The following is a 20769-nucleotide window of genomic DNA, read 5'->3' as shown; positions in this document are numbered from 1 at the left end:
AAGTTTTTCTTATAGTAGGTGAAAAAGATGAAACAAAAAGCCCCCGTTCAAAAAAATGAATATTACAATGTCGTATTTGAAGATTTAACACACGAAGGAGCCGGCGTCGCCAAAGTCGACGGCTTCCCGATTTTCGTGCCGAACGCGCTGCCTGACGAAAAGGCGCAGATCAAAGTGACCCGGGTCAAAAAAGGCTTCGCCTTCGGCCGCCTCATCGACTTGAAAGAAGAAAGCCGCTTTCGCACGGACGCGCCGTGCCCGATCTACAAGCAGTGCGGCGGCTGCCAGCTTCAGCACATCAACTACGAAGGCCAGCTTTTATACAAGCAGAAGCAAGTCAAAGACGTGCTCGAGCGAATCGGCAAGCTCGATTTAAGCCGGATCACCGTCCACCCGACTCTCGGCATGGAAGACCCGTGGAACTACCGAAACAAAGCGCAGGTCCCTGTCGGCGAAAGAGAAGGCGGCCTGATCGCAGGCTTCTACCAGCAGCGCAGCCATGAAATCATCGACATGAACGAATGCCTGATCCAGCAGTCGGAAAACGACCGCGTCGTTCAAGCGATTAAAGAAATCTGCGGCAAATACGGCATCAAAGCGTACAACGAAGAACGCCACAAAGGCTGGCTCAGACACATTATGGTCAGATACGGCGCCGTCACAGGCGAAATGATGGTCGTCTTCATCACAAGGACAAACGACTTCCCGCACAAAGCGAAAATCGTCAAAGAGATCACCGCGGCATTCCCGCACGTCAAATCGATCGTCCAAAACATCAACCCGAAAAAAACAAACGTGATATTCGGTGACGAAACAACCGTCATCTGGGGAGAAGAATACATCTACGACACCATCGGAGAGATCAAATTCGCCATCTCTGCGAGATCCTTTTACCAAGTCAACCCTGAGCAAACGAAAGTGCTCTACGACAAAGCGCTTGAATACGCCGAATTGAACGGCGAAGAAACCGTCATTGACGCATACTGCGGCATTGGCACGATTTCGTTGTTTTTAGCGAAGCAGGCGAAGAAGGTGTACGGCGTTGAGATTGTACCGGAAGCGATTGAGGACGCGAAACGGAATGCCGAGTTGAATGGTATTGAGAACGCTGAATTTGCCGTGGGCGAAGCGGAGACCGTGATTCCGAAGTGGTATGAGGAAGGAATTACGGCTGACACGCTAGTCGTTGACCCGCCACGCAAAGGGTGCGATGAGGCTTTGCTGCAGACGATTATTGAAATGAAGCCGAAGCGTGTAGTGTATGTGTCTTGTAACCCGGGGACTTTGGCGCGCGATTTGCGGGTGCTGGAGGATGGCGGGTATGCAACGCGTGAAGTGCAGCCTGTTGATATGTTTCCGCATACGAGCCATGTGGAGTGTGTGGCTGTACTTTTCAAAAAAGATAAATAAAAATTTAAAAACATAAGCCTCTCCAACCCAGGAGAGGCTTATAATGTTATATGAGGGTTCCATTTCTTGCATAAAGTCCTACTTAATAAAGAGGTGTATCAAAATAGAACACAAAATATCAAATCAACTAACGATTAGTGAACAAATGAAGCGTGTTTTATCAACATATCAACAAGCAAAAAATGAGGAGTTTAAGGGACACCCTTTGTCACACCTTATTTGTCATGAAATAAAGGATACTCTTTTTAAAGTTGTTGACTTAGATCCTAATATATATCATGTAGCAGGTTCGGTTGGAAAAGGCCGTTGGGCTGAGATTCCTTGGGTTTCAATTTTTTTAAAGAACTTAACGACTTCGGCGACAAGAGGCTACTATATTGTCTACTTATTTAGTGCAGATGGAAGCGGTGTTTACGTTAGTTTGTATCAGGGGTGGACATATTTCAAGGAGAAGTATGGTACAAAGATAGGTAGGGCCAAAATCCAAAAAACAGCTTCTATTATTAGAGAAAAACTAAATACCATACCTCAAAATATGAGTCTTTCAAATATCGATTTAAAGGGTGAAGGTAATCTTGCGAGGGGATATGAGTTAGGACATGTATGTGGTCGTTTTTATGATGTAAGCGATTTTCCGAGTTCAGAAGACATTATAAGCGATTTACAAGCTCTATTAGTTACATACAGAGAAATAGAAGGCCTTATCGGACAGCGATCGATAGAACAGTTTAATGATTTTATTCTGTCCCAGGAAGATGGCCAATTTTTAGAAGACTGGAATAATGAAGAGGAATATCAATTAGCAGCCCAAACATTCATCATATCTGAGAATGCGAGTGTTGGATATGAAGTCAATCAAAAGAGAGAACGTCCGCAACCAATCATTAATCAAGGTGGTCAAAGGCAATGGACAAGACATGCAAGTCTTGCCTCAAAAGCTATGATGCTTTCAAACTATACTTGTGAAATTGACCATTCCCATCAAACCTTTATCTCTAAATCTACCAACAAGCCTTATGTTGAATGCCATCATCTTGTCCCTATCGCTAAGCAAGAGGAGTTCAGATATGACTTAGATCAACTGGCAAACTTGATAAGCCTCTGTCCACACTGTCATCGTCTTATTCATTATGGTCAAGATGAGGAGAAAGAAAGACTGTTGAAAAAATTATATGATCGGCGGAAGGATCACTTGAAAAAGGTAGGAATTGAAATTACTTTTTCAGAACTTAAACGAATATATGAAATATCGAATATTTAGATTCAGATTAAAAGCTTTGGTCAAGCACTAACAAGGCTTTTTGATGATTAACCCTAATTGACAAAAGATCATTACCAAAATTCACAAATATAATAAGAGCATTTTAAGATAGATAACAATCTTAAAGAAAAAAAGGGGGTTCGGCATGAACAAGGTCGCTTCAGAAGTGGTTGCGGGGGTGTTGAACGAATTCCATTTGGCAACTAAAAAGCATAAATATTGGACAGACGAAGTCAATGTTTTTCGAGTTGGAAGAAAATTAGAAACTACTTCTCGCTACTTGAGGAGCGGTGCGATGAGGCTTTGCTGCGGACGATGATTGAGATAAAGCCGAAGCGTGTAGTTTATGTGTCTGTAACCCTGGAGCCTTTGCGCACGATTTGCGGGTCTTGAAGATGTTTATGATAGCTGTTGAGAATAAATTGCAGGCCATTCGACCAAGAAATTTACTTTTTTAAGAAAAATAAAATAAATGTTGACGCTTTCATAAAACCGATATATACTTTAATCAAATCCAATATTGATAAATTAGACATGTGACTGGTCATGCAGGCAGGATCTAAAACCGATAAATTCTTTAATTTGTCGGTTTAGGTCCTTTTTTTATTGCCTAAATATAGGTCTCATGTTTCAGAAAAGGGGGAGAAACAGTGAATTATACACAAACAGCAAGAGACGTATTGCAGCATGTAGGCGGTAAAGAGAATATTGCCCATTTGGAGCATTGTTCGACACGACTCCGTTTTACATTGATTGATCAAAACAAGGCGAATGTGCCGGCGCTTGAGAAAACACCAGGTGTCATCGCTGTCCGTATGTCGGGCCAATGCCAGGTTGTGATTGGAAACGATGTCATCGAAGTCTATGAGGAATTGACCGGCCTTCTCGGCGGAGCACTTTCTGGACAAAATGGGTCTACCCATCAGCCGAAGGAAAAGCGAAAAGTGGGGACTGTACTATTAGACTTCATTGTTGGTGTTTTTCAACCGCTTGTTCCAGCCATTGCGGGTGGAGGGATTTTAAAATCGTTTCTCCTCCTCTTCTCGTTATTCGGATTAATGGATGCCAAAGGGCAAACGTATCAGATTTTAAATATGGTTGGCGATGCGCCGCTTTACTTTTTGCCATTGCTAGTCGCCGTGACGACAGCCAATAAACTAAAAGTGAATCCGCTTGTTGCATTATCGGCAGTCGGGGCTCTTATTCTGCCAAACATGACGGCTATGCTGACAGAAGGCGCTCAATTATTTTCATTTGATTTGAAAAATATTGCGTATGCCTATCAGGTGTTTCCGGCGATTTTATCTGTCCTGTTGTATGCACAGGTGGAAAAATGGTTTACTCGCATTTCACCAAAACCCATTCGTATCTTCTTCGTACCGATGATGTCTTTGGTTATTACAGTTCCGATCACTCTCCTGCTGCTGGGACCAATCGGTTTTACAGCAGGGCAAGGCTTCACAGCGCTCATCCTTGCTATGTTTGACAAAGTAGGCTGGGTTGCGGTTGCGATCCTGGCAGCAGTCCTTCCATTTATGGTGGCATCAGGGATGCACAAAGCGATGGTGCCATACGCTGTAACAACAATGGGCAATCTCGGAAAAGAAGCACTTTACTTGCCTGCATCACTTGCACATAATATCGCTGAAAGTGGGGCGTGTTTCGCAGTTGCCCTTCGCACAAAAGATAAAGTGCTTCGTTCAACTGCCATTTCTGCAGGGATTTCCGCATTTTTTGGCATTACCGAACCGGCATTATACGGGGTGACACTGCAAAATAAACGTGTGCTTGGCAGTGTCATGATCGGTTCTTTCATCGGCGGTATCTTCATTGGGCTTGTCGGACTTCAAGCGTTTGTTCTTGTTGGACCTGGTCTTGCAAGTATGTCGATGTTTATATCTGACGATCTTCCACGCAACTTCATGTTTGCAGTGATTGGTTTTGCCATCTCATTTGTTGTTGCGTTTGTTGCTGCCTTTATTTTAGGAAAGGATCGAAAGACAGAAGAAACGGAAAAAGAAGCAGAGCCAGGTGCTTTCGCTGAAAAACTTGGCGCAGATGAGACATTCAAAAGTCCAGTCATCGGTCAAATGATTTCACTATCTGATGTAGAAGATGACATATTTTCTTCAAAGGTAATGGGGGAAGGAATTGCCATTATTCCTTCAAAGGGTGAGCTATATGCACCGGTAGATGGCGAGGTTTCCCTTCTCTTTGAAACAAACCATGCGCTCGGTATGAAAACAGCAAACGGAGTTGAGGTTCTTTTCCATATTGGGATCGACACCGTTCAGCTAGAGGGCAAGTTCTTTAAACCTTTGGTTCAAGCAGGAGACAAAGTCAAAGCAGGTGATCTGCTCATTCAATTTGACCTAGAAAAAATTAAAGAGGCAGGTTATGATCCAGTTACACTAGCAGTTATTACGAATACGGATCAATATGATATAAAAGTAACGCAATTAAAAGAGGTCAATCGTCAAGATACGTTGATGGTTGTCACACAAATAGGAGGGTAATTATGATGACAAAGACTAAAGGATTTCCGAAAGATTTTTTATGGGGCGGTGCGATTGCCGCAAACCAGGCAGAAGGAGCTTGGAATGTTGATGGAAAAGGACCGTCTGTTGCAGATATTGCCATGTACCGTTCGAATTTGAGTGTAGAAGATTACGAAGGACACCTTGCTGTTTCTTCTGAAAACATTGAACGTGCAATGAAGGACCCGGACGTAAAAAAATATCCGAAGCGCAGAGGGATTGACTTTTATCATCACTATAAAGAAGATTTGGCTCTCTTTGCAGAAATGGGTTTTAAAACATTGCGTATATCGATTGCATGGAGCCGAATTTTCCCGACAGGAGAAGAAGCTGAGCCGAACGAGAAAGGCCTTCAGTTTTATGATCGTCTGTTTCAAGAAATGAAAAAACATAACATTGAACCGATCGTGACGCTGTCACATTATGAAATGCCATTAGCACTTAGTTTGAAATATAACGGATGGGTTGAAAGAAAAGTGATCGACCTCTTTGTGAAGTTCGCCAATGTGTGTTTTGAACGGTATAAAGATGTTGTGAAATATTGGCTTACCTTTAATGAAATTGACAGTATACACCGTCATTCTTTCATTACAGCGGGCATCATTCCTGATCGCTGTCCAGAGGGGAAGGTAGAAGAAACCGTTTATCAAGCATTGCACCATCAATTTGTGGCATCCGCTCTTGTGACTGCAGATTGTCATCGCATTATTCCAGGCAGTCAGGTGGGATGTATGTTAACAAAACTTACGACTTACCCGCACACTTGTCATCCGAATGATGTTGAACGCGCACTGAAGCAAAACCTCGATAACTATTTCTATGCAGATGTTCAAGTGTTTGGCGAATATCCGCCATTGATCAAACGCATGCTGGAACGAAAAAATATCAATATTAAGATGGAAGCGGACGATCTTGCCATATTGAAAGAACATACGGTAGACTTCATTTCATTTAGTTACTATATGTCCCTGACAGAATCTGCACAGGAAGGGCTGGAAAAAACAGATGGCAACACGATTCGCGGTGTGAAAAACCCATATTTGCCTGCAACAGATTGGGGTTGGCAAATCGATCCGGTCGGCTTAAAGATTTCGCTCATTGAATTGTATGACCGCTATCAAAAACCTCTCATGATTGTGGAGAACGGCATGGGTGCGAAAGATGTTGTTGAAAGCGATGGATCGATCCATGACGATTATCGTATAAACTATTTCAGAGAGCATTTCCGGCAGATGAAAGAAGCCATTGAAGAAGGTGTTGATCTCTTTGGATATACCAGCTGGGGATCGATTGACATTATTAGTGCGGGAACATCTCAAATGTCCAAACGATATGGATTTATCCATGTTGATCAAGATGACGATGGCAACGGGACATTGAAGCGCTCACGTAAAGATTCATTCTATTGGTATAAGAAAGTGATCGAGTCAAATGGAGAAGTATTAGACTAAAAAACCGCATTCATGAAAAGGTGATGGCGATGTTTAAAATAAAAAAGGTTTTAAACTCGAGTGTGGTACTGGCTGTAGATCAGAACCAACAGGAGATGGTTTTATGCGGCAGGGGCATCGGTTACGGACGAAAACCTGGGAATAGGATTGAAGAAAAACAGGCTGATCAAGTGTTTATGCCAGTAGACAATATGAAGGCAAAGGAATTTCTCAAACTGTTGGATTCAATACCGCAAGAATTTATTGAATTGACACAGCAAATTGTTCATTATGCAGAAGAAAAATTAAAAACAAAGCTAAATTCCGGTGTATACTTCACATTAATGGATCACTTGAATTTTGCAGTAGAGCGTTATAAAAAGAACATCAATATTACAAATCGCGTCTACTGGGAAATTAAAAACTACTATACAGAAGAGTTTGAGGCAGGGAATTATGCGCTGCAGCTCATCAATGAAACACTCGGGATCAAATTACCGAAAGAGGAAGCGGCAAATATTGCGTTCCACTTAATTAATGCATTAGGTGAAGAGACAGAATCAAAAAATGGAATGAAATATGCAAAAATGATCGGGAGTATTGTCAACCTTGTCCGTTACACATTAAACATGAAATTAGATCAAGAAAATATCCATTACAGCCGATTTATCACACACGTTAAATTTTTCGTTGAAAGATTTTACGCTGATAAATTGCTGGCAGATCAGGAGAATGAATTGTTTGAGCAAATTGCTAATTTATATCCGCAAGCAATGGATGTAGCTTTCAAAATTAAGGATTATATCAAGCAGGTACACGGAAACGTCATTCCGAATGATGAACTGACTTACTTGGCTGTTCATATTCATCGATTGATTTCTTATCAACAATTAAAATAAATGAAGAACCACTTGCCTTTGTGGAAAGGCGAGTGGTTTCTTGTTTTTGAAAAAGAAGGAGCGTTTTTAGTTTATAGGCAAGATGAGTTGTTGATCTATACCAACAGATAAAATTGACAACAAAAGGCTTTTTTTCATTCGAGAAAGGTCTCATATCGAATTGTTGACAAAAACATATCACTAATTGACAAAAGGTCATTACAAAAATTTACACATGTGATAAGATCATTTTACAGATAGAGAACAATCTTAAAGAGAAAGAGGGGGTTCGGCATGAGCAAGGTCGCTTCAGAAGTGGTTGCGGGGGTGTTGAACGAATTCCATTTGGCCATTAAAAAGCACGATACTGAGCAGGCGAAAAGTCTTTTTGATGAGGCGAAGTCGATGTTTTCCGAGATGGAAGAGGATCAGAATGTGCTGGCTTATTTTTCGCTTCTTGAGGAGCGGTACCGGATGATGCTTTATGATGCGAGGGGAAAGCGGCTGCCGCGGGAGTCTTACTTTAATGATTCGCAAATCGAGTGCATCGAGCAGACGGATCATATGATCGATTACTATTTCTACTTTTTTGAGGCGATGCATGAAGCGTACAACAAGAATGTTGAGCGGGCGATCAGCCTGTACAAGGTTGCCGAGAAAAAACTGGCGAAGGTGCCCGATCAGATCGAAGCGGCCGAGTTTTATTTTAAAGTGTCCTGGCTGTATATGTCTCTTCGGCAAAATGCGGTTTCTCTCAATTATGCGAGAGACGCGATGAATATTTACAAAATGCATGACGGGTACGAAAAAAAGCTGGCGATTTCCCAGGTTGTAATGGGGACAAATTACATGCAGATGCAGCGCTTTAAAGATGCGGAGAAGTACTTTGAAGAATCGATCGAAATTTCCAAAAAGATTGACGATTCATTTTTAGAGGCGATGCTTCACCACAATATCAGCATTCTATATTCCAATTCCGGCCGGTCTCAGGAATGCATTCTCGCCGTCCAGCATGCTTTAAGCAACGCCGAATGGTGCGAGTCAAGCTACTATATCAACTCGCTTTACATGCTGATCAGAGAGTTTTTCAAAATCGGCGAAACAGAAGCGGCCCTGTTCTATTATAAAAAAGGACAGGAGGAATTAGAGAAAAACGGGAATAAGCATTATGAAAAGAAAATAAATATTATGTATGAGCTGTATTGCCATGAAAACGTAAAAAGCATCAAAGACGACATCCATGCCTTGGACGAGATGAATGATTTAGACGGTGTTTGCGACCTTTCTCTGCTCATCTCAAGCTATTTCGAGAAAAAAGGAGATGACAAGAAAGCGCTGGAATTTGTTAAAATATTTATGAAAGCCGAAAACAAAATGAGATCATTAGGGAGTGAGGTATTATCATGAAAAAATTGATTCTTTGCTTATCGTTAACTGCTATGGTCTTAGGCGGAGCTGCTTTATCCCAAAGCCACAATCAGGCGTCAGGCGGCGTTCAAACAGCGGAGCTGCCGGTAGGGGGTTAATGTTCGCTGAAGTCCTTTTACAGGGCTTCTTTTTTAAAGCCATGAAATGGGGTGCGATTACAGTGAATCTGCAAGAGCATGAAATATAAAAACCTTCCATATTCGCGAGAGGCCCTCCAATCGTTTAAAACATATTTAAACAAAAAATTGGAGGGGAATATCATGAATGACAAAACATTTCTTTCATTTTTAAAACATGCAGACGAGCCTTTCAGCGGCTGGGATTTTTCTTTCATTGAAGATACAGGAAGAATGAAAAGCGACCTGCTTTCATGGTCATACGGAAGTATGGCTCTGTCTCTTATTCAAGATTCCAAATCCATGCTCGATATGGGGACAGGCGGCGGAGAGTTTTTATCGAAATTGGGGCCGTTTCCTTCGTCAGCATACGCTACTGAATGTTATTTGCCTAATGTGCCGGTCGCCAAGGAACGTTTGACGCCTTTAGGGGTTCAGGTCGTGCAAATTGATGATGATGAAGATCTTCCATTTGAATCCGGCCATTTTGACCTGGTCATCAATAAACACGAGTCATATTCAGCACAAGAGGTGAGGAGAATCCTTTCAAAAGGAGGACTGTTTCTCACTCAGCAAGTCGGCGGGCATGATTGCAAAGAAATCAATGAAAAACTCGGTGCGCCGCTAAATGAAGAATTTAAGGACTGGAACTTGAAAAAAGCGTTAAAAGAAATAGAAAAGCATGATTTTAAGATTTTAAAAAGCAGGGAAGAGTGTCCGACTCAAAGGTTTTATGATATTGGGGCTCTGGTCTATTACTTGAAAGCCATTCCCTGGCAGGTGCCCGGTTTTGAAGTGAATCAATACAAGGATGAATTGTACGAGATTCATAAAATGATTGAAGAAAAGGGTTATTTTGACGTCACACAGTACCGGTTTATCATTTTAGCGGAATCAGTTTAGAGTTTGATCAAAGATTGTGCCTAAGAAGGATGTCTCATATTATATGGTGACATCCTTTTTCATTTTCCTATATTTTTGTAAAACCAGTTATTTATCCATATGTTAATTTAGGATATAATTGTTACTACTTAATGTTATTACCAGTATCATGTTTTTTTCATACATCAGGAGGAAAAGCGATGGCACCCCAAACTGTAACCAAGTATTTTCGCGATAGTGTCGCTGCGAAACTAAAAATTAATTTTAAAAACAGTCGTTTTATGATTTCAGATTTGAATAGCCTTATACAAGGAAAGATAGACAGTAAGTACTACGCGGTACTTTCAGACCACAAAAATGTCTCCGGAAAACTCGAAGTTATCGTTGTGGCAAAGACGATCAAGACGAAATTCGACGCGCAGCAAAGGGTTGAGACAAATATTGAAGATATGACCGGAATTCTTTATATCCCGGCAGTTTTGACTGCCAATGGTATGTTGTTGCCATCAGAAGACAAATATCCATGGATTCCGAGAGAGCATCTTCATCCAATCATTGACGAAGAGCTTGCGATCGGCTATGTCAATGACTTTGATGAATATATGAGCAACAATTATCAGAGGTTGGAAAGCAACCTCACTTGGAAAAGCTATTTTGAGTTTGCAAAAGATATGTATGAGACCGTTACAGAAACCGAAATAACTTCAAATACAATTAAAGAAATAGAATTAGAGAAAAACGTTTATATCATTAAGGATGATTCCATCAATGCAACCAGAAATATATTAAAGTTATATGATCACCTCTTATCCAGCCAGCCGAATCATCTGCAGCTTTATCAAAATTTTATCAACCAAAAATTCACTTCTTTATCGCCGCTTATCCCAAACGGGATGTTAGAAATGCAGAAGCATGTCGGACAAATGGGCGGGGAATATCCTTTGTCGCCTTCGCAAAGGGAGTGTCTGAACCATTTTAATAATATGGAAGAGGGAGAAATTCTTGCGGTCAACGGTCCGCCGGGTACGGGGAAAACGACGTTATTGCAGTCGCTCGTTGCCAATCTTTATGTCGAACGAGCATTAAAAAAGGATGAGCCTCCTGTTATTGTCGCTTCATCAACAAACAATCAGGCAGTAACCAATATTATTGAATCATTCGGAAAGATTAAACCAAAATGGGAAAACAGTCATTTAGAGCAGCGATGGATCGAAGGAGTCGACAGCTTTGCTGTTTATTTTCCGTCTGGCAGTAAGGAGAAAGAGGCAAAAGAAAAAGGGTTTCAATATACGAACTCTCGGGGAGAAAACTTTTTTGATGAAGTTGAAAGTAACGAGAACATTGAGCGATCCACCGAAAAGATGCTCAAAGAATGCAGTCGATATTTTGCAACAAGCCATACTGATATTAAGCAATGTGAGCAAACGATTTCAAATCGGCTAACAGCGATTGAAGAAATTAGACAAAAGGTTTTATCCCTATTCTTTGAATATGATCAAATGGCTCCAAAGGGTGTTTCTTTAGATACATATATGACTCAACTGGCCAAGGAAAAAAGCGAGTGGGAAGGCACGTTTCAATCGATACAACAAAGAATAAAAGAGTGGCAGACGCACTTTTCAAACTTGCCGTTCTTTGTTCGCTTATTCAAGTTTCTGCCGTTCTTCAAGAGCAAATTAGTCAGTCATGTCAGATATTTTATTCAGCCGGATGAAGAATTTATTGATGAGTCAATGAATCTTGATAAAATTCTCTTTCTGTATAGCGAAAAAGCAAAAGAGACGAGAGAAAAAATAAAGCAGGTCGATGCGACATATCAACAAGTCAGCAAATTGAACACAAAATATAAGCAATTAATGGAGGAACTTATATCACTGAACATTGTTGAGAAATATCCTGGTTCATTTTCTTCTTTAGATAAGGCGAATGAATTTTTAGATACAACCATAAAATACGCCTCTTTTTGGCTAGCAGTTCATTACTATGAGTGCAGATGGCTTTTAGAGAAAAGACTGTCGGAAAAACAAAGAGGCACAAATTTCGATAATGTGTTAAATCAGTTTTATACAAACTTAAGCATGTTGACCCCTTGTTTTGTGATGACTTTTTATCAGCTTCCGCGGATGCTGCTGGCCTATAATAATGGGAAAGAGCATTTTCTCTACAATTATATTGATTTACTAATCGTAGATGAAGCTGGACAGGTGACTCCTGAGATTGCGGCATGTTCATTTTCGCTTGCGAAACGGGCAGTTGTTGTCGGAGATGTCTATCAGATTGAACCTGTGTGGAATATCAATGAAACATTGGATATGTCATTGGCGCTTTCAAATAATGTCATCACTTCGATCGAACAGTTTGAAAAGCTTCGCGAACTCGGCTTGAATACGTCAGAGTCTAGTGTGATGAGGGTAGCGTGCAAAAGCTGCAAATATGAAAAATATCAGCAACGCGGTTTGTTTTTGAGCGAACATAGACGCTGTTACAATGAAATTATCGAGTACTGCAACAGTCTGGTGTACAGAGGGAAACTTGAGCCAATGAGAGGTAAAGCGGCAAACGATAAGAAAAACCCGCTTGTTCAATTATCGATTCCACCTCTTGGTCATATACAGGTTGACTCATACCAGTCAAGCAAAAAAGCGGGCAGCCGATATAATGAAATAGAGGCAAGGGCGATCGCCGCGTGGATTAATGAGCATTTCTACAACATCCGAAATGCTTATCATGAAGATGATCCAAAAAGTCTCATTGGCATCATCACCCCTTTTAAAATGCAAGTCGGTATCATCAAGCGTGCGCTATCACCCGATGTTAAACCGTTTATCGACGTAGGAACCGTCCATACCTTTCAAGGCGGCGAAAGAAAGGTCATCATCATGTCGACGGTGTACGGGAAAAATGACGGCTGCTTTTTCATAGACGCCAATAAAAGCCTTCTAAACGTCGCGGTTTCAAGGGCAAAGGACAGCTTCCTTGTCATGGGTGATATGAATTGTTTATCAGACAGCGCGAATAAACCGAGCGGATTGTTGAAGAGGATGCTTTTAGAAAATGACGTTGTTCATTCTTAATGAAGGTAAGGAGCGCAGCCATGAATCTCTTTCAACTACACCATCAAGATATGAAAGAAATCCGGGAAATACCGTTTGAGAAAGAAAAAGACATACAGCACCTATGTGAAAAAAATTTAAAGCAATTATTAGGCCTCAAATTCATTGCCTCTGAGTTTCGAGTCGCCGGATTTCGGATTGATACGCTAGCATTTGATGACCAGACGCAATCTTTTGTTATTATTGAATATAAAAACAAGAAACATTCAAGTGTAATAGATCAAGGCTATGCTTATCTGTCCATCATGCTTAATAATAAAGCTGACTTTATTCTTGAACATAATGAAAATCAAGAGAAGCTTTTAAAAAGGAACAGTGTCGATTGGTCACAATCAAGGGTCATCTTTATTTCGCCTGAGTTTACTACACACCAAAAGGAATCCATTAATTTTAGAGATTTGCCGATGGAATTGTGGGAAATCAAAAGGTATGAAAATGACCTGATACAAATGAATCCTATTAGACCAAATGGGGTATCGGGGTCGATAAACACAATTTCGAATCAAAGTGAAGCAATTGAACAAGTGAACAGGGAAATCAAAGTTTTCACAGAAGAAGATCATCTAGTCTGCAAACCTGATGAGGTAATTGGTCTATATCAGCAGTTAAAAGAAGAGATTTTAAATGTAGGTGACAACATATCTGTCAAAGCAACAAAGCTGTATATCGCATTTACTGTTCATAAGCGTAACATGGTAGACGTTCTTCTCTTAAAAAAGGGCTTAAAAATTTGGATAAATGCCAAAATAGGCGAGCTAGATGATCCCATGGATTTATTTAGGGATGTCGCAAACACCGGCCACTGGGGGAACGGTGATTATGAAATTCAAATCAATGATGAAAAACATATCGAATATATCGTTGATTTGGTTAAACAAGTTTATGAGAAAAATAAAGTTTAAGAGCCTTTTCCATATAAAAAGGCTCTTTTCTAATGTGAAACCAATCTTTGCCTGACAACTGATCGATTAAAAGATGAAACGAGATTCCAGCATCCATTGGGAAATTTTCGTTTTCGCAAGCGACGCCCATTCCATTGAAAAAGGATGCCCCGAGTCCGGACATCCTTTCTAGTTTTTTGGGAGATAAGCAGAAATAAATTATTCGAGTTTGCAAATGGTATTTTTCGTTTTCCTGTATGTATAGAGTACGCCGCCTATCGTTATGATTCCCCCGGCCAGTGATAGAAAAGCGGGAACTTCGCCTATCCATACCCATGATATGAAAAGTGTTGCAGCTGGCGTTAAATAAAGCGAAACCGCAGCTTCTGAAGATCCTCTGTGTGAGGTGATATAAGCAAGCGCAAAATATGGGACAACTGTAGGGAGCAATCCTAAATAAACGACACTTGAAGTAGATTGAATGGAAGCATGACAAAGCTCTTCGAATAGCCCGGGTAAAAAGAACAGCATTGGGATGGTTCCTCCCCAAATCGCGTAAGAAACAAAAGGGATAAAACCGTATTTTTGAATGTAGCGCTCTTGAAAAACGAAATAGATGCTCTCACATATCGCGGCCAGTAAAATGAACAACATCCCAGCCGCCGTGTTTTCAAAGTTTCCGGCGCCGAGTGAAATAAGCATGACGCCTAAAAAGCTGATCCCTGATCCGATCCATTTCGCTGCACCAAATCGTTCTGCGAAAAACAGCCTCGCTAACAATGCTGAAAAAATAGGCGTTGTCGTGACCAGGAGACTTGCTACTCCGGCGCTGACCGTTTCCTCGCCTAAATTGAGCAATGTGTGGTAAGCGGAAAAACCTAAAATACCGAGCAGCAAAATGATAGGGATGTCCTTTGCTTCCGGCAGGCGCATCCGAACGGCAGCTGCCAGCAATATTAAAGCCGAAGAACCTGACAGCAGACGAAGCAGTGTGAGATGCTGAGGCGTATAGTCTTCCAGCCCCACTCGAATCCCCGGAAAAGCCGAAGCCCAAAAGCCGATCATCAGGCAGTATGACAACATGATGTACGTCCTCTTATCTTGCATAAATTTCTCAATCTCCTTTTTCAAAAAAACCAACCGGTTTAAATGTGTGTATCCATCTTAATAGACGTTTGGTAAAATGGCTTCAACCAGTTTTGAGAATATAAAGCCAACCACTTATCGATAAAAGGAGATCCATTTATGCCCCGCGTCCCAAAATACAAACAAATCATTCAATTTATAAAAGAGAAGATTGCAAATGGAGAATGGCCGATCGGCACCAAAATTCCGAGTCAGCGTTCATTGGCCAAACATTTCGGTGTGAATAGAAGCACGGTGATTACAGCCTTGGAAGAATTAATAGCAGATGGATTAATAGAAGGCAGAATGGGGAAAGGCACGATCGTTATAAACAATACATGGACATTGTTGGCCAAACATTCGACCCCTGATTGGGATAAATACGTAGCAGCCGGATTCCAGCAGCCCAGCCGGAAAACGGTTCAGGAGATTAATCAATCTGAATCGAATTCAACATTGATACAGCTCAGCAAAGGCGAGCTTTCAAATGAATTGTTTCCGCTGGACATTATGAAGGGGATGATGGAGAAGGTTGCTCATAACATGGATGCCTTTGGATATGAGGAGCCGAAAGGCTATCTTCCTTTAAGAGAGGCGTTGAGCAGCTATTTACAAACGGTCGGCATCCACGCTTCCCCGTCTTCCATCTTAATTGTTTCCGGCGCGCTGCAAGTATTGCAGTTAATCGCAATGGGGCTTTTGCAAAGCGGATCAACCGTTTTTCTTGATCAGCCGTCTTACCTTTATTCGCTGCATGTCTTTCAATCTGCGGGAATGAGGATGGCCGGATTGCAAATGGATGAAGAAGGCCTCATGCCAGAAAGCATCAAGATGACGCCAAACATGCGGACGAGAGCGATTTTGTACACCAATCCTTGTTTTCAAAATCCGACCGGAGTGTTAATGTCCAAAAAGCGGAGGGAAGAGATTCTGGCTTTCAGCGAACAACAGCACCTGCCTATCATTGAAGATGATATATACCGCGAATTATGGATTGATGCCCCGCCACCTGCTCCAATGAAAGCGATGGACAAAAACGGCCGCGTCTTATATATTGGCAGTTTTTCGAAAACGTTGAGCCCGGGATTAAGAATCGGCTGGATCGTCGGCCCGGAGCCGGTCATTGAACGTTTATCAGATATTAAAATGCAGACGGACTACGGCTCGAGTTCACTGTCCCAGAGAGTGGCAGCCGAATGGCTGACATCTGGGTATTATCAGAAACATTTGGAAAACGTCAGAGAACAGCTGAAAATAAGAAGAAACTTTGTGTTGCATGTGTTAGAAACAGAGTTGGAAGGACTCGCGGAATGGAGCGTTCCAGCAGGCGGCTTCTTTATTTGGCTGAAGATTATGCCGCCGGTATCGATGAAAACTCTTTATGCCAAAGCACTTTCAAAAGGAATTCTCTTTAATTCTGGGGCCATATACGGGCAGGAAAGGGGCAATTACATGAGACTGTCATATGCATTTGCTTCCTGTGAAGACCTGAAGAAAGGGATTACGCAATTAAGCGGACTGATTAAAATGCTGTCTGGTTGATGTGAATGTATTGAATGAAAAAATCATTCCAAAATAAATAAATTTTACCTTATTTTTGTTAAACTTAAAAAGGATTTTAAATACATCATAACAGGAGAAACCTCATGCGGAACCCAATTTCAGTTTATTTTTCTTTAGCTCTTGCCATGGCGATCGTCGGGAGTTCGGTTGTTGTCGGCAAGCTGATGGTGAAGACGATTCCGGTGTTTTTGTCGTCGGGCATTCGTTTTTTTATCGCGGCTGCCGTTTTAATGATCTTGCTTTTTTGGATTGAGAAAGGCTTTCCCGCTCTTTCGAAAAAGGATGTTTTTGTTCTTTTGCTGCAGTCTTTTACGGGTGTTTTTCTGTTCAGCGTCTGCATGCTTTACGGGGTTAAGCTGACGACGGGGATGGAGAGCGGCATTATTACGAGCACGACGCCGATGGCTGTCGGTGTTTTGGCTTTCTTCTTATTAAAAGAAAAAATAGAAAAGAGACTGGCCGCCGGCATCGTGCTGGCCGTTATCGGCGTGCTGGCGATCAACCTGTTCGGGGCCGGCGGCCAAGCGGGGAGCTCTTATGCATTGATGGGGAACCTGTTAATCGCGGCCGCGGTGATCGGCGAAGCGATGTTTACGCTGCTGGCAAAATTGTTGTCGCCTCATATTTCCGCATTGGCGATTTCGGCGTTTGTTTCGTTGTTCGGTTTTTTGTTTTTTCTGCCGTTTGCGGTCATTGAGGCTGTCTCGTTTGATTTTAGCGGGCCCGGGCTTCTTGATTGGTCATATGTCCTTTATTATGCGCTGATCGTGACGGTGCTTGCTTTTTACTTGTGGTACAACGGGCGTGACAAAAGTGCCGGCGGGCGTTTCCGGAATTTTCACTTCGGTTCTCCCCGTATCGGCCGTTGTGCTGTCAGGCGTCATTTTGAAGGAGCAATTCACATTCGTTCATTTGATCGGAATCGTGTTTGTGATTGCCGGAATCTTTGTCACAGTTGTGAAGAAGGAGCAGAAGAAAGGCAGCGGAAAACTCGCGTCTTAGGGCGGATTTCCAAAAAAATGTCGTAAATTCGATGCATCAATTTGATGAAATCGCCCGGCCCTGCGTTATAATAGATTTTGTGAATAAAAGATTCAATGTTGAAAGAGAGTGGTTACATCATGGGCCGTAAATGGAACAATATAAAAGAGAAGAAAGCGTCCAAGGATGCGAATACGAGTCGAATCTACGCCAAGTTCGGCCGCGAAATCTATGTGGCGGCAAAGCAGGGAGATCCCGATCCCGAACTGAACCAGAACCTGAAATTCGTGCTAGAGCGCGCCAAAACATACAATGTCCCGAAAGCGATTATTGAGCGGGCGATCGAAAAAGCGAAGGGCGGTTCTGAAGAAAATTACGACGAGCTCCGCTATGAAGGTTTCGGTCCGAACGGAGCGATGGTGATCGTTGATGCGTTGACAAACAACGTCAACCGCACGGCTGCTGATGTGCGCTCCACATTTGGCAAAAACGGCGGAAACATGGGTGTGAGCGGATCTGTCGCTTACATGTTTGATCCGACGGCCGTCATCGGCTTTGAAGGCAAAACGGCTGATGAAACGCTCGAATTATTGATGGAAGCGGATATCGATGTCCGTGATATTTTAGAAGAAGACGATGCAGTGATCGTCTATGCTGAGCCCGATCAGTTCCACGCCGTACAGGAGGCACTGCAAAACGCCGGCATCACTGAGTTCACGGTGGCCGAGCTGACGATGCTCGCGCAAAATGACGTCGCTCTTCCAGAGGATGCGCGCGCACAGTTTGAAAAGCTGATTGACGCGCTGGAAGATTTGGAAGACGTTCAGCAAGTTTACCATAATGTCGATTTAGGGGCGTAAAAAGAAGGCCCGGAAAAAATCGGGAAAGAATAGATAGATGAACAGGACGACAACCTGTTTTGTCTATCTTTTTTTATTGTAAAGTTAACTTGACATCTATTTTTTTGTTAAGTATACTTTACGTATTGTAAACTTTACATTCCCAATGGAGGAAAGATGAAAACGTTAATAAAGGAAAAGCGCACTTCGCTGAACATGACACAAGAAGAACTGGCTAAAAGGCTCAATGTGTCGAGGCAAACGGTGATTTCCCTTGAAAAGGGGAAGTATAAACCTTCACTCGTTCTGGCGCATAAACTGGCTCAAATTTTTGAATGTCTGATTGAAGATTTATTTATTTTTGAGGGGGATGAAAATATTGACTGAAACGATGACAAACACACTGATCGCTTTAGCAGGTTTAGGAATAGGCGTGCTCGGGATCGTCATTGTTTACAGCGTAAACAGACGAATTGGAAAAAAAGAGAGGCTGTTCGATGAACGTCAACAGAAGATTAGTGATCAGGCTAAGGCGCTCTCCTGGAACATTACAATGGCCGCCATTTTAATGGCCTGGGCATTGGTGATCATTTTCCAAGGGATATCCTTTTCATTTTTCCTAATAACAGGTTTATATATCCTGCAATGCTTATCAATGCTGATCACAACCGTTTACCTTGCGCAGAAAAACTAAGATGATGCTGTTCCCCTTGTATCCGGATTTTACCGATTTATCGGTAAAATCTTTTTTTATATCCAAAAGACCCATAAGATTGAATTTTCTTGAAAGACTGCCGATACATAAGATGTAGTCTAACTTTTCCCAAAACTGTTTGATAGGAGATGGACTGAATGATTCAAATAACTGACCTCAACCGTCAATACATAGGAGGGGAATGGAGAGACGGCCAAAGTGAAAGCGTGTTGGCCGACCTGAATCCTTTTACCCATAAAACGATTACCTCTTTTCGGAAAGCGACGCGAGAGGATGTCGATGCGGCGTACAAAGCTGCGCTTGAGGCGAAAAAGAAATGGGATGGCGTCAATCCCTATGAAAAAAGGGCAATTTTAGAAAAAGCCGCGGCTTATATTGAAGACAATAAAGAAGCGATTGTGTTCCTCATTATGGAGGAGCTTGGCGGAACACGGCTGAAAGCGGCTTTTGAAATCGATCTTGTCGTCAATTTGATCAAAGAAGCGGCAGGCTTCCCGCTCAAAATGGAAGGAAAAATTCTCCCTTCACCGGTTGATGGGAAAGAAAATCGGATATACCGGATTCCGGCGGGAGTGGTCGGTGTCATCAGTCCGTTCAACTTTCCGTTCTTTTTATCTGTAAAATCGGTTGCGCCCGCGCTTGGCGCCGGGAACGGCGTTGTTTTAAAGCCACATGAAAAAACACCGATTTGCGGCGGCACGCTGATTGCGAAGATTTTTGAAGAAGCCGGTCTGCCGGGGGGACTTCTGAATGTCGTCGTCACAGATATCGGGGAAATCGGCGACAGCTTCGTTGAGCACCCGATTCCGAGAATCATCTCGTTTACCGGGTCAACGAAGGTCGGCAGCTATATCGGGCAGCTGGCAATCAAACATTTCAAAAAACCGCTGCTTGAACTCGGCGGAAACAGCGCATTGATCGTTCTCGAGGATGCGGATTTGGAATACGCCGTCAATGCCGCGGCTTTCAGCCGCTTCACACATCAGGGGCAAATTTGCATGTCAGCCAACCGGATTCTTGTTCAAAAAGTAGTGTATTCGAAATTTTTAAAGCTGTTTAGTCAAAAAATCTCCGGGTTAAAAACGGGTGATCCGCTGGATCCTGAAACTGTTATCGGCCCTGTCATTAATGAACGCCAAGCTGAACATTTAAGAAAATCGATTGAAAAAGGCATCGAAGAAGGCGCCACACCGTTTCTAAAAGGCGATATTAAAGGCAATCTCGTCGAGCCGACGATTCTTGCGGATGTCACGCCTGACATGTCTGTCGCCAAGGAAGAGCTGTTCGGCCCGGTTGTATGCGTCATGCCGTTTGAGACCGAAGCAGAAGCGGTTGAGATCGCGAATGACACTTCGTTCGGACTGAGCGGAGCCGTACACACGGGAAATGTGGAGCGCGGCGTTGCCATCGCAAAGCAAATCGAGACGGGTATGATCCATGTCAATGACACGACGATCAACGATGAGCCGCATGTCGCTTTCGGCGGTGAAAAGCAATCGGGGATCGGAAGGTTGAACGGAGAGTGGAGCCTTGACGAATTTACGACATTAAAATGGATTTCCGTCCAGCACCAAAAAAGGATTTTTCCATATTAAGAGGAGGATTTGATA

At 42.4% G+C, this 20769-nt stretch carries 17 protein-coding genes and 1 pseudogene; 17 read left to right on the top strand and 1 reads right to left on the bottom strand.

Going from position 1 to position 20769, the window contains the following annotated elements; genetic code table 11:
• Positions 1 to 27: 27 nt before the first annotated feature.
• The 11 genes from rlmD to BTA31_RS06220 all read left to right on the top strand — a co-directional run bounded on the left by rlmD (position 28) and on the right by BTA31_RS06220 (position 13957).
• Positions 28 to 1410 (top strand): 23S rRNA (uracil(1939)-C(5))-methyltransferase RlmD, encoded by a 1383-nt coding sequence (rlmD, locus tag BTA31_RS06265; RefSeq protein ID WP_076789881.1) that lies wholly within the window; start codon positions 28 to 30, stop codon positions 1408 to 1410.
• A gap of 145 nt (positions 1411 to 1555) precedes the next feature.
• Positions 1556 to 2671, top strand: a complete 1116-nt coding sequence (locus BTA31_RS06260) for a DUF3578 domain-containing protein (RefSeq protein WP_076790244.1) — start codon at positions 1556 to 1558, stop codon at positions 2669 to 2671.
• A 145-nt stretch (positions 2672 to 2816) separates the two neighbouring features.
• Positions 2817 to 2990 (top strand): hypothetical protein, encoded by a 174-nt coding sequence (locus BTA31_RS22835; protein ID WP_158039105.1) that lies wholly within the window; start codon positions 2817 to 2819, stop codon positions 2988 to 2990.
• Between the two features lie 331 nt (positions 2991 to 3321).
• Positions 3322 to 5187 (top strand): beta-glucoside-specific PTS transporter subunit IIABC, encoded by a 1866-nt coding sequence (locus BTA31_RS06255; RefSeq protein ID WP_076789879.1) that lies wholly within the window; start codon positions 3322 to 3324, stop codon positions 5185 to 5187.
• Between the two features lie 5 nt (positions 5188 to 5192).
• Positions 5193 to 6659 (top strand): glycoside hydrolase family 1 protein, encoded by a 1467-nt coding sequence (locus BTA31_RS06250; protein WP_076790239.1) that lies wholly within the window; start codon positions 5193 to 5195, stop codon positions 6657 to 6659.
• 29 nt (positions 6660 to 6688) lie between these two features.
• Positions 6689 to 7537, top strand: a complete 849-nt coding sequence (locus BTA31_RS06245) for a PRD domain-containing protein (RefSeq protein ID WP_076789876.1) — start codon at positions 6689 to 6691, stop codon at positions 7535 to 7537.
• A 273-nt stretch (positions 7538 to 7810) separates the two neighbouring features.
• Positions 7811 to 8923 (top strand): Rap family tetratricopeptide repeat protein, encoded by a 1113-nt coding sequence (locus BTA31_RS06240; RefSeq protein ID WP_076789874.1) that lies wholly within the window; start codon positions 7811 to 7813, stop codon positions 8921 to 8923.
• Positions 8920 to 9042, top strand: coding sequence for a PhrK family phosphatase-inhibitory pheromone (locus BTA31_RS06235; protein WP_011197633.1), 123 nt, complete (start codon positions 8920 to 8922; stop codon positions 9040 to 9042). Before BTA31_RS06240 ends, BTA31_RS06235 begins: the two co-directional genes overlap by 4 nt.
• 159 nt (positions 9043 to 9201) lie before the next feature.
• Positions 9202 to 9963, top strand: coding sequence for a class I SAM-dependent methyltransferase (locus BTA31_RS06230; RefSeq protein WP_422109651.1), 762 nt, complete (start codon positions 9202 to 9204; stop codon positions 9961 to 9963).
• A 179-nt stretch (positions 9964 to 10142) separates the two neighbouring features.
• Positions 10143 to 13016, top strand: a complete 2874-nt coding sequence (locus BTA31_RS06225) for an AAA domain-containing protein (RefSeq protein WP_076789868.1) — start codon at positions 10143 to 10145, stop codon at positions 13014 to 13016.
• A 20-nt stretch (positions 13017 to 13036) separates the two neighbouring features.
• Entirely contained in the window at positions 13037 to 13957 is a 921-nt protein-coding gene (locus tag BTA31_RS06220; protein ID WP_076790234.1) for a DUF5655 domain-containing protein, read from the top strand.
• 198 nt (positions 13958 to 14155) lie between these two features.
• On the opposite strand, the gene BTA31_RS06215 is transcribed toward BTA31_RS06220, so the two are convergent.
• Complete coding sequence (locus BTA31_RS06215) at positions 14156 to 15043, bottom strand: DMT family transporter (protein ID WP_076789865.1); 888 nt, start codon at positions 15041 to 15043, stop codon at positions 14156 to 14158.
• 138 nt (positions 15044 to 15181) lie between these two features.
• On the opposite strand from BTA31_RS06215, the gene pdxR reads away from it, so the two are divergent.
• From pdxR to yfmT, 6 genes and pseudogenes are all read left to right on the top strand, one after another.
• Positions 15182 to 16603 (top strand): MocR-like pyridoxine biosynthesis transcription factor PdxR, encoded by a 1422-nt coding sequence (pdxR, locus tag BTA31_RS06210; protein WP_076789861.1) that lies wholly within the window; start codon positions 15182 to 15184, stop codon positions 16601 to 16603.
• A gap of 104 nt (positions 16604 to 16707) precedes the next feature.
• Positions 16708 to 17626 (top strand): annotated as a pseudogene (locus BTA31_RS23240) (DMT family transporter).
• Between the two features lie 119 nt (positions 17627 to 17745).
• Positions 17746 to 18465, top strand: coding sequence for a YebC/PmpR family DNA-binding transcriptional regulator (locus BTA31_RS06190; RefSeq protein WP_043925723.1), 720 nt, complete (start codon positions 17746 to 17748; stop codon positions 18463 to 18465).
• A 156-nt stretch (positions 18466 to 18621) separates the two neighbouring features.
• Complete coding sequence (locus tag BTA31_RS06185; RefSeq protein ID WP_003179660.1) at positions 18622 to 18831, top strand: helix-turn-helix transcriptional regulator; 210 nt, start codon at positions 18622 to 18624, stop codon at positions 18829 to 18831.
• Positions 18824 to 19138, top strand: coding sequence for a DUF2178 domain-containing protein (locus tag BTA31_RS06180; protein WP_076789859.1), 315 nt, complete (start codon positions 18824 to 18826; stop codon positions 19136 to 19138). The genes BTA31_RS06185 and BTA31_RS06180 overlap by 8 nt, the downstream gene beginning before the upstream one ends.
• A 158-nt stretch (positions 19139 to 19296) precedes the next feature.
• Positions 19297 to 20754, top strand: a complete 1458-nt coding sequence (yfmT, locus tag BTA31_RS06175; protein ID WP_076789855.1) for a benzaldehyde dehydrogenase — start codon at positions 19297 to 19299, stop codon at positions 20752 to 20754.
• The last annotated feature ends 15 nt before the right edge of the window (positions 20755 to 20769 follow it).

The organism is Bacillus haynesii (genome assembly GCF_001969855.1).
GTDB classification, from domain to species: domain Bacteria; phylum Bacillota; class Bacilli; order Bacillales; family Bacillaceae; genus Bacillus; species Bacillus haynesii.
The sequence above is the reverse complement of the archived record's forward strand: the minus strand, read 5'-3'. Positions and strand labels throughout refer to the sequence as shown.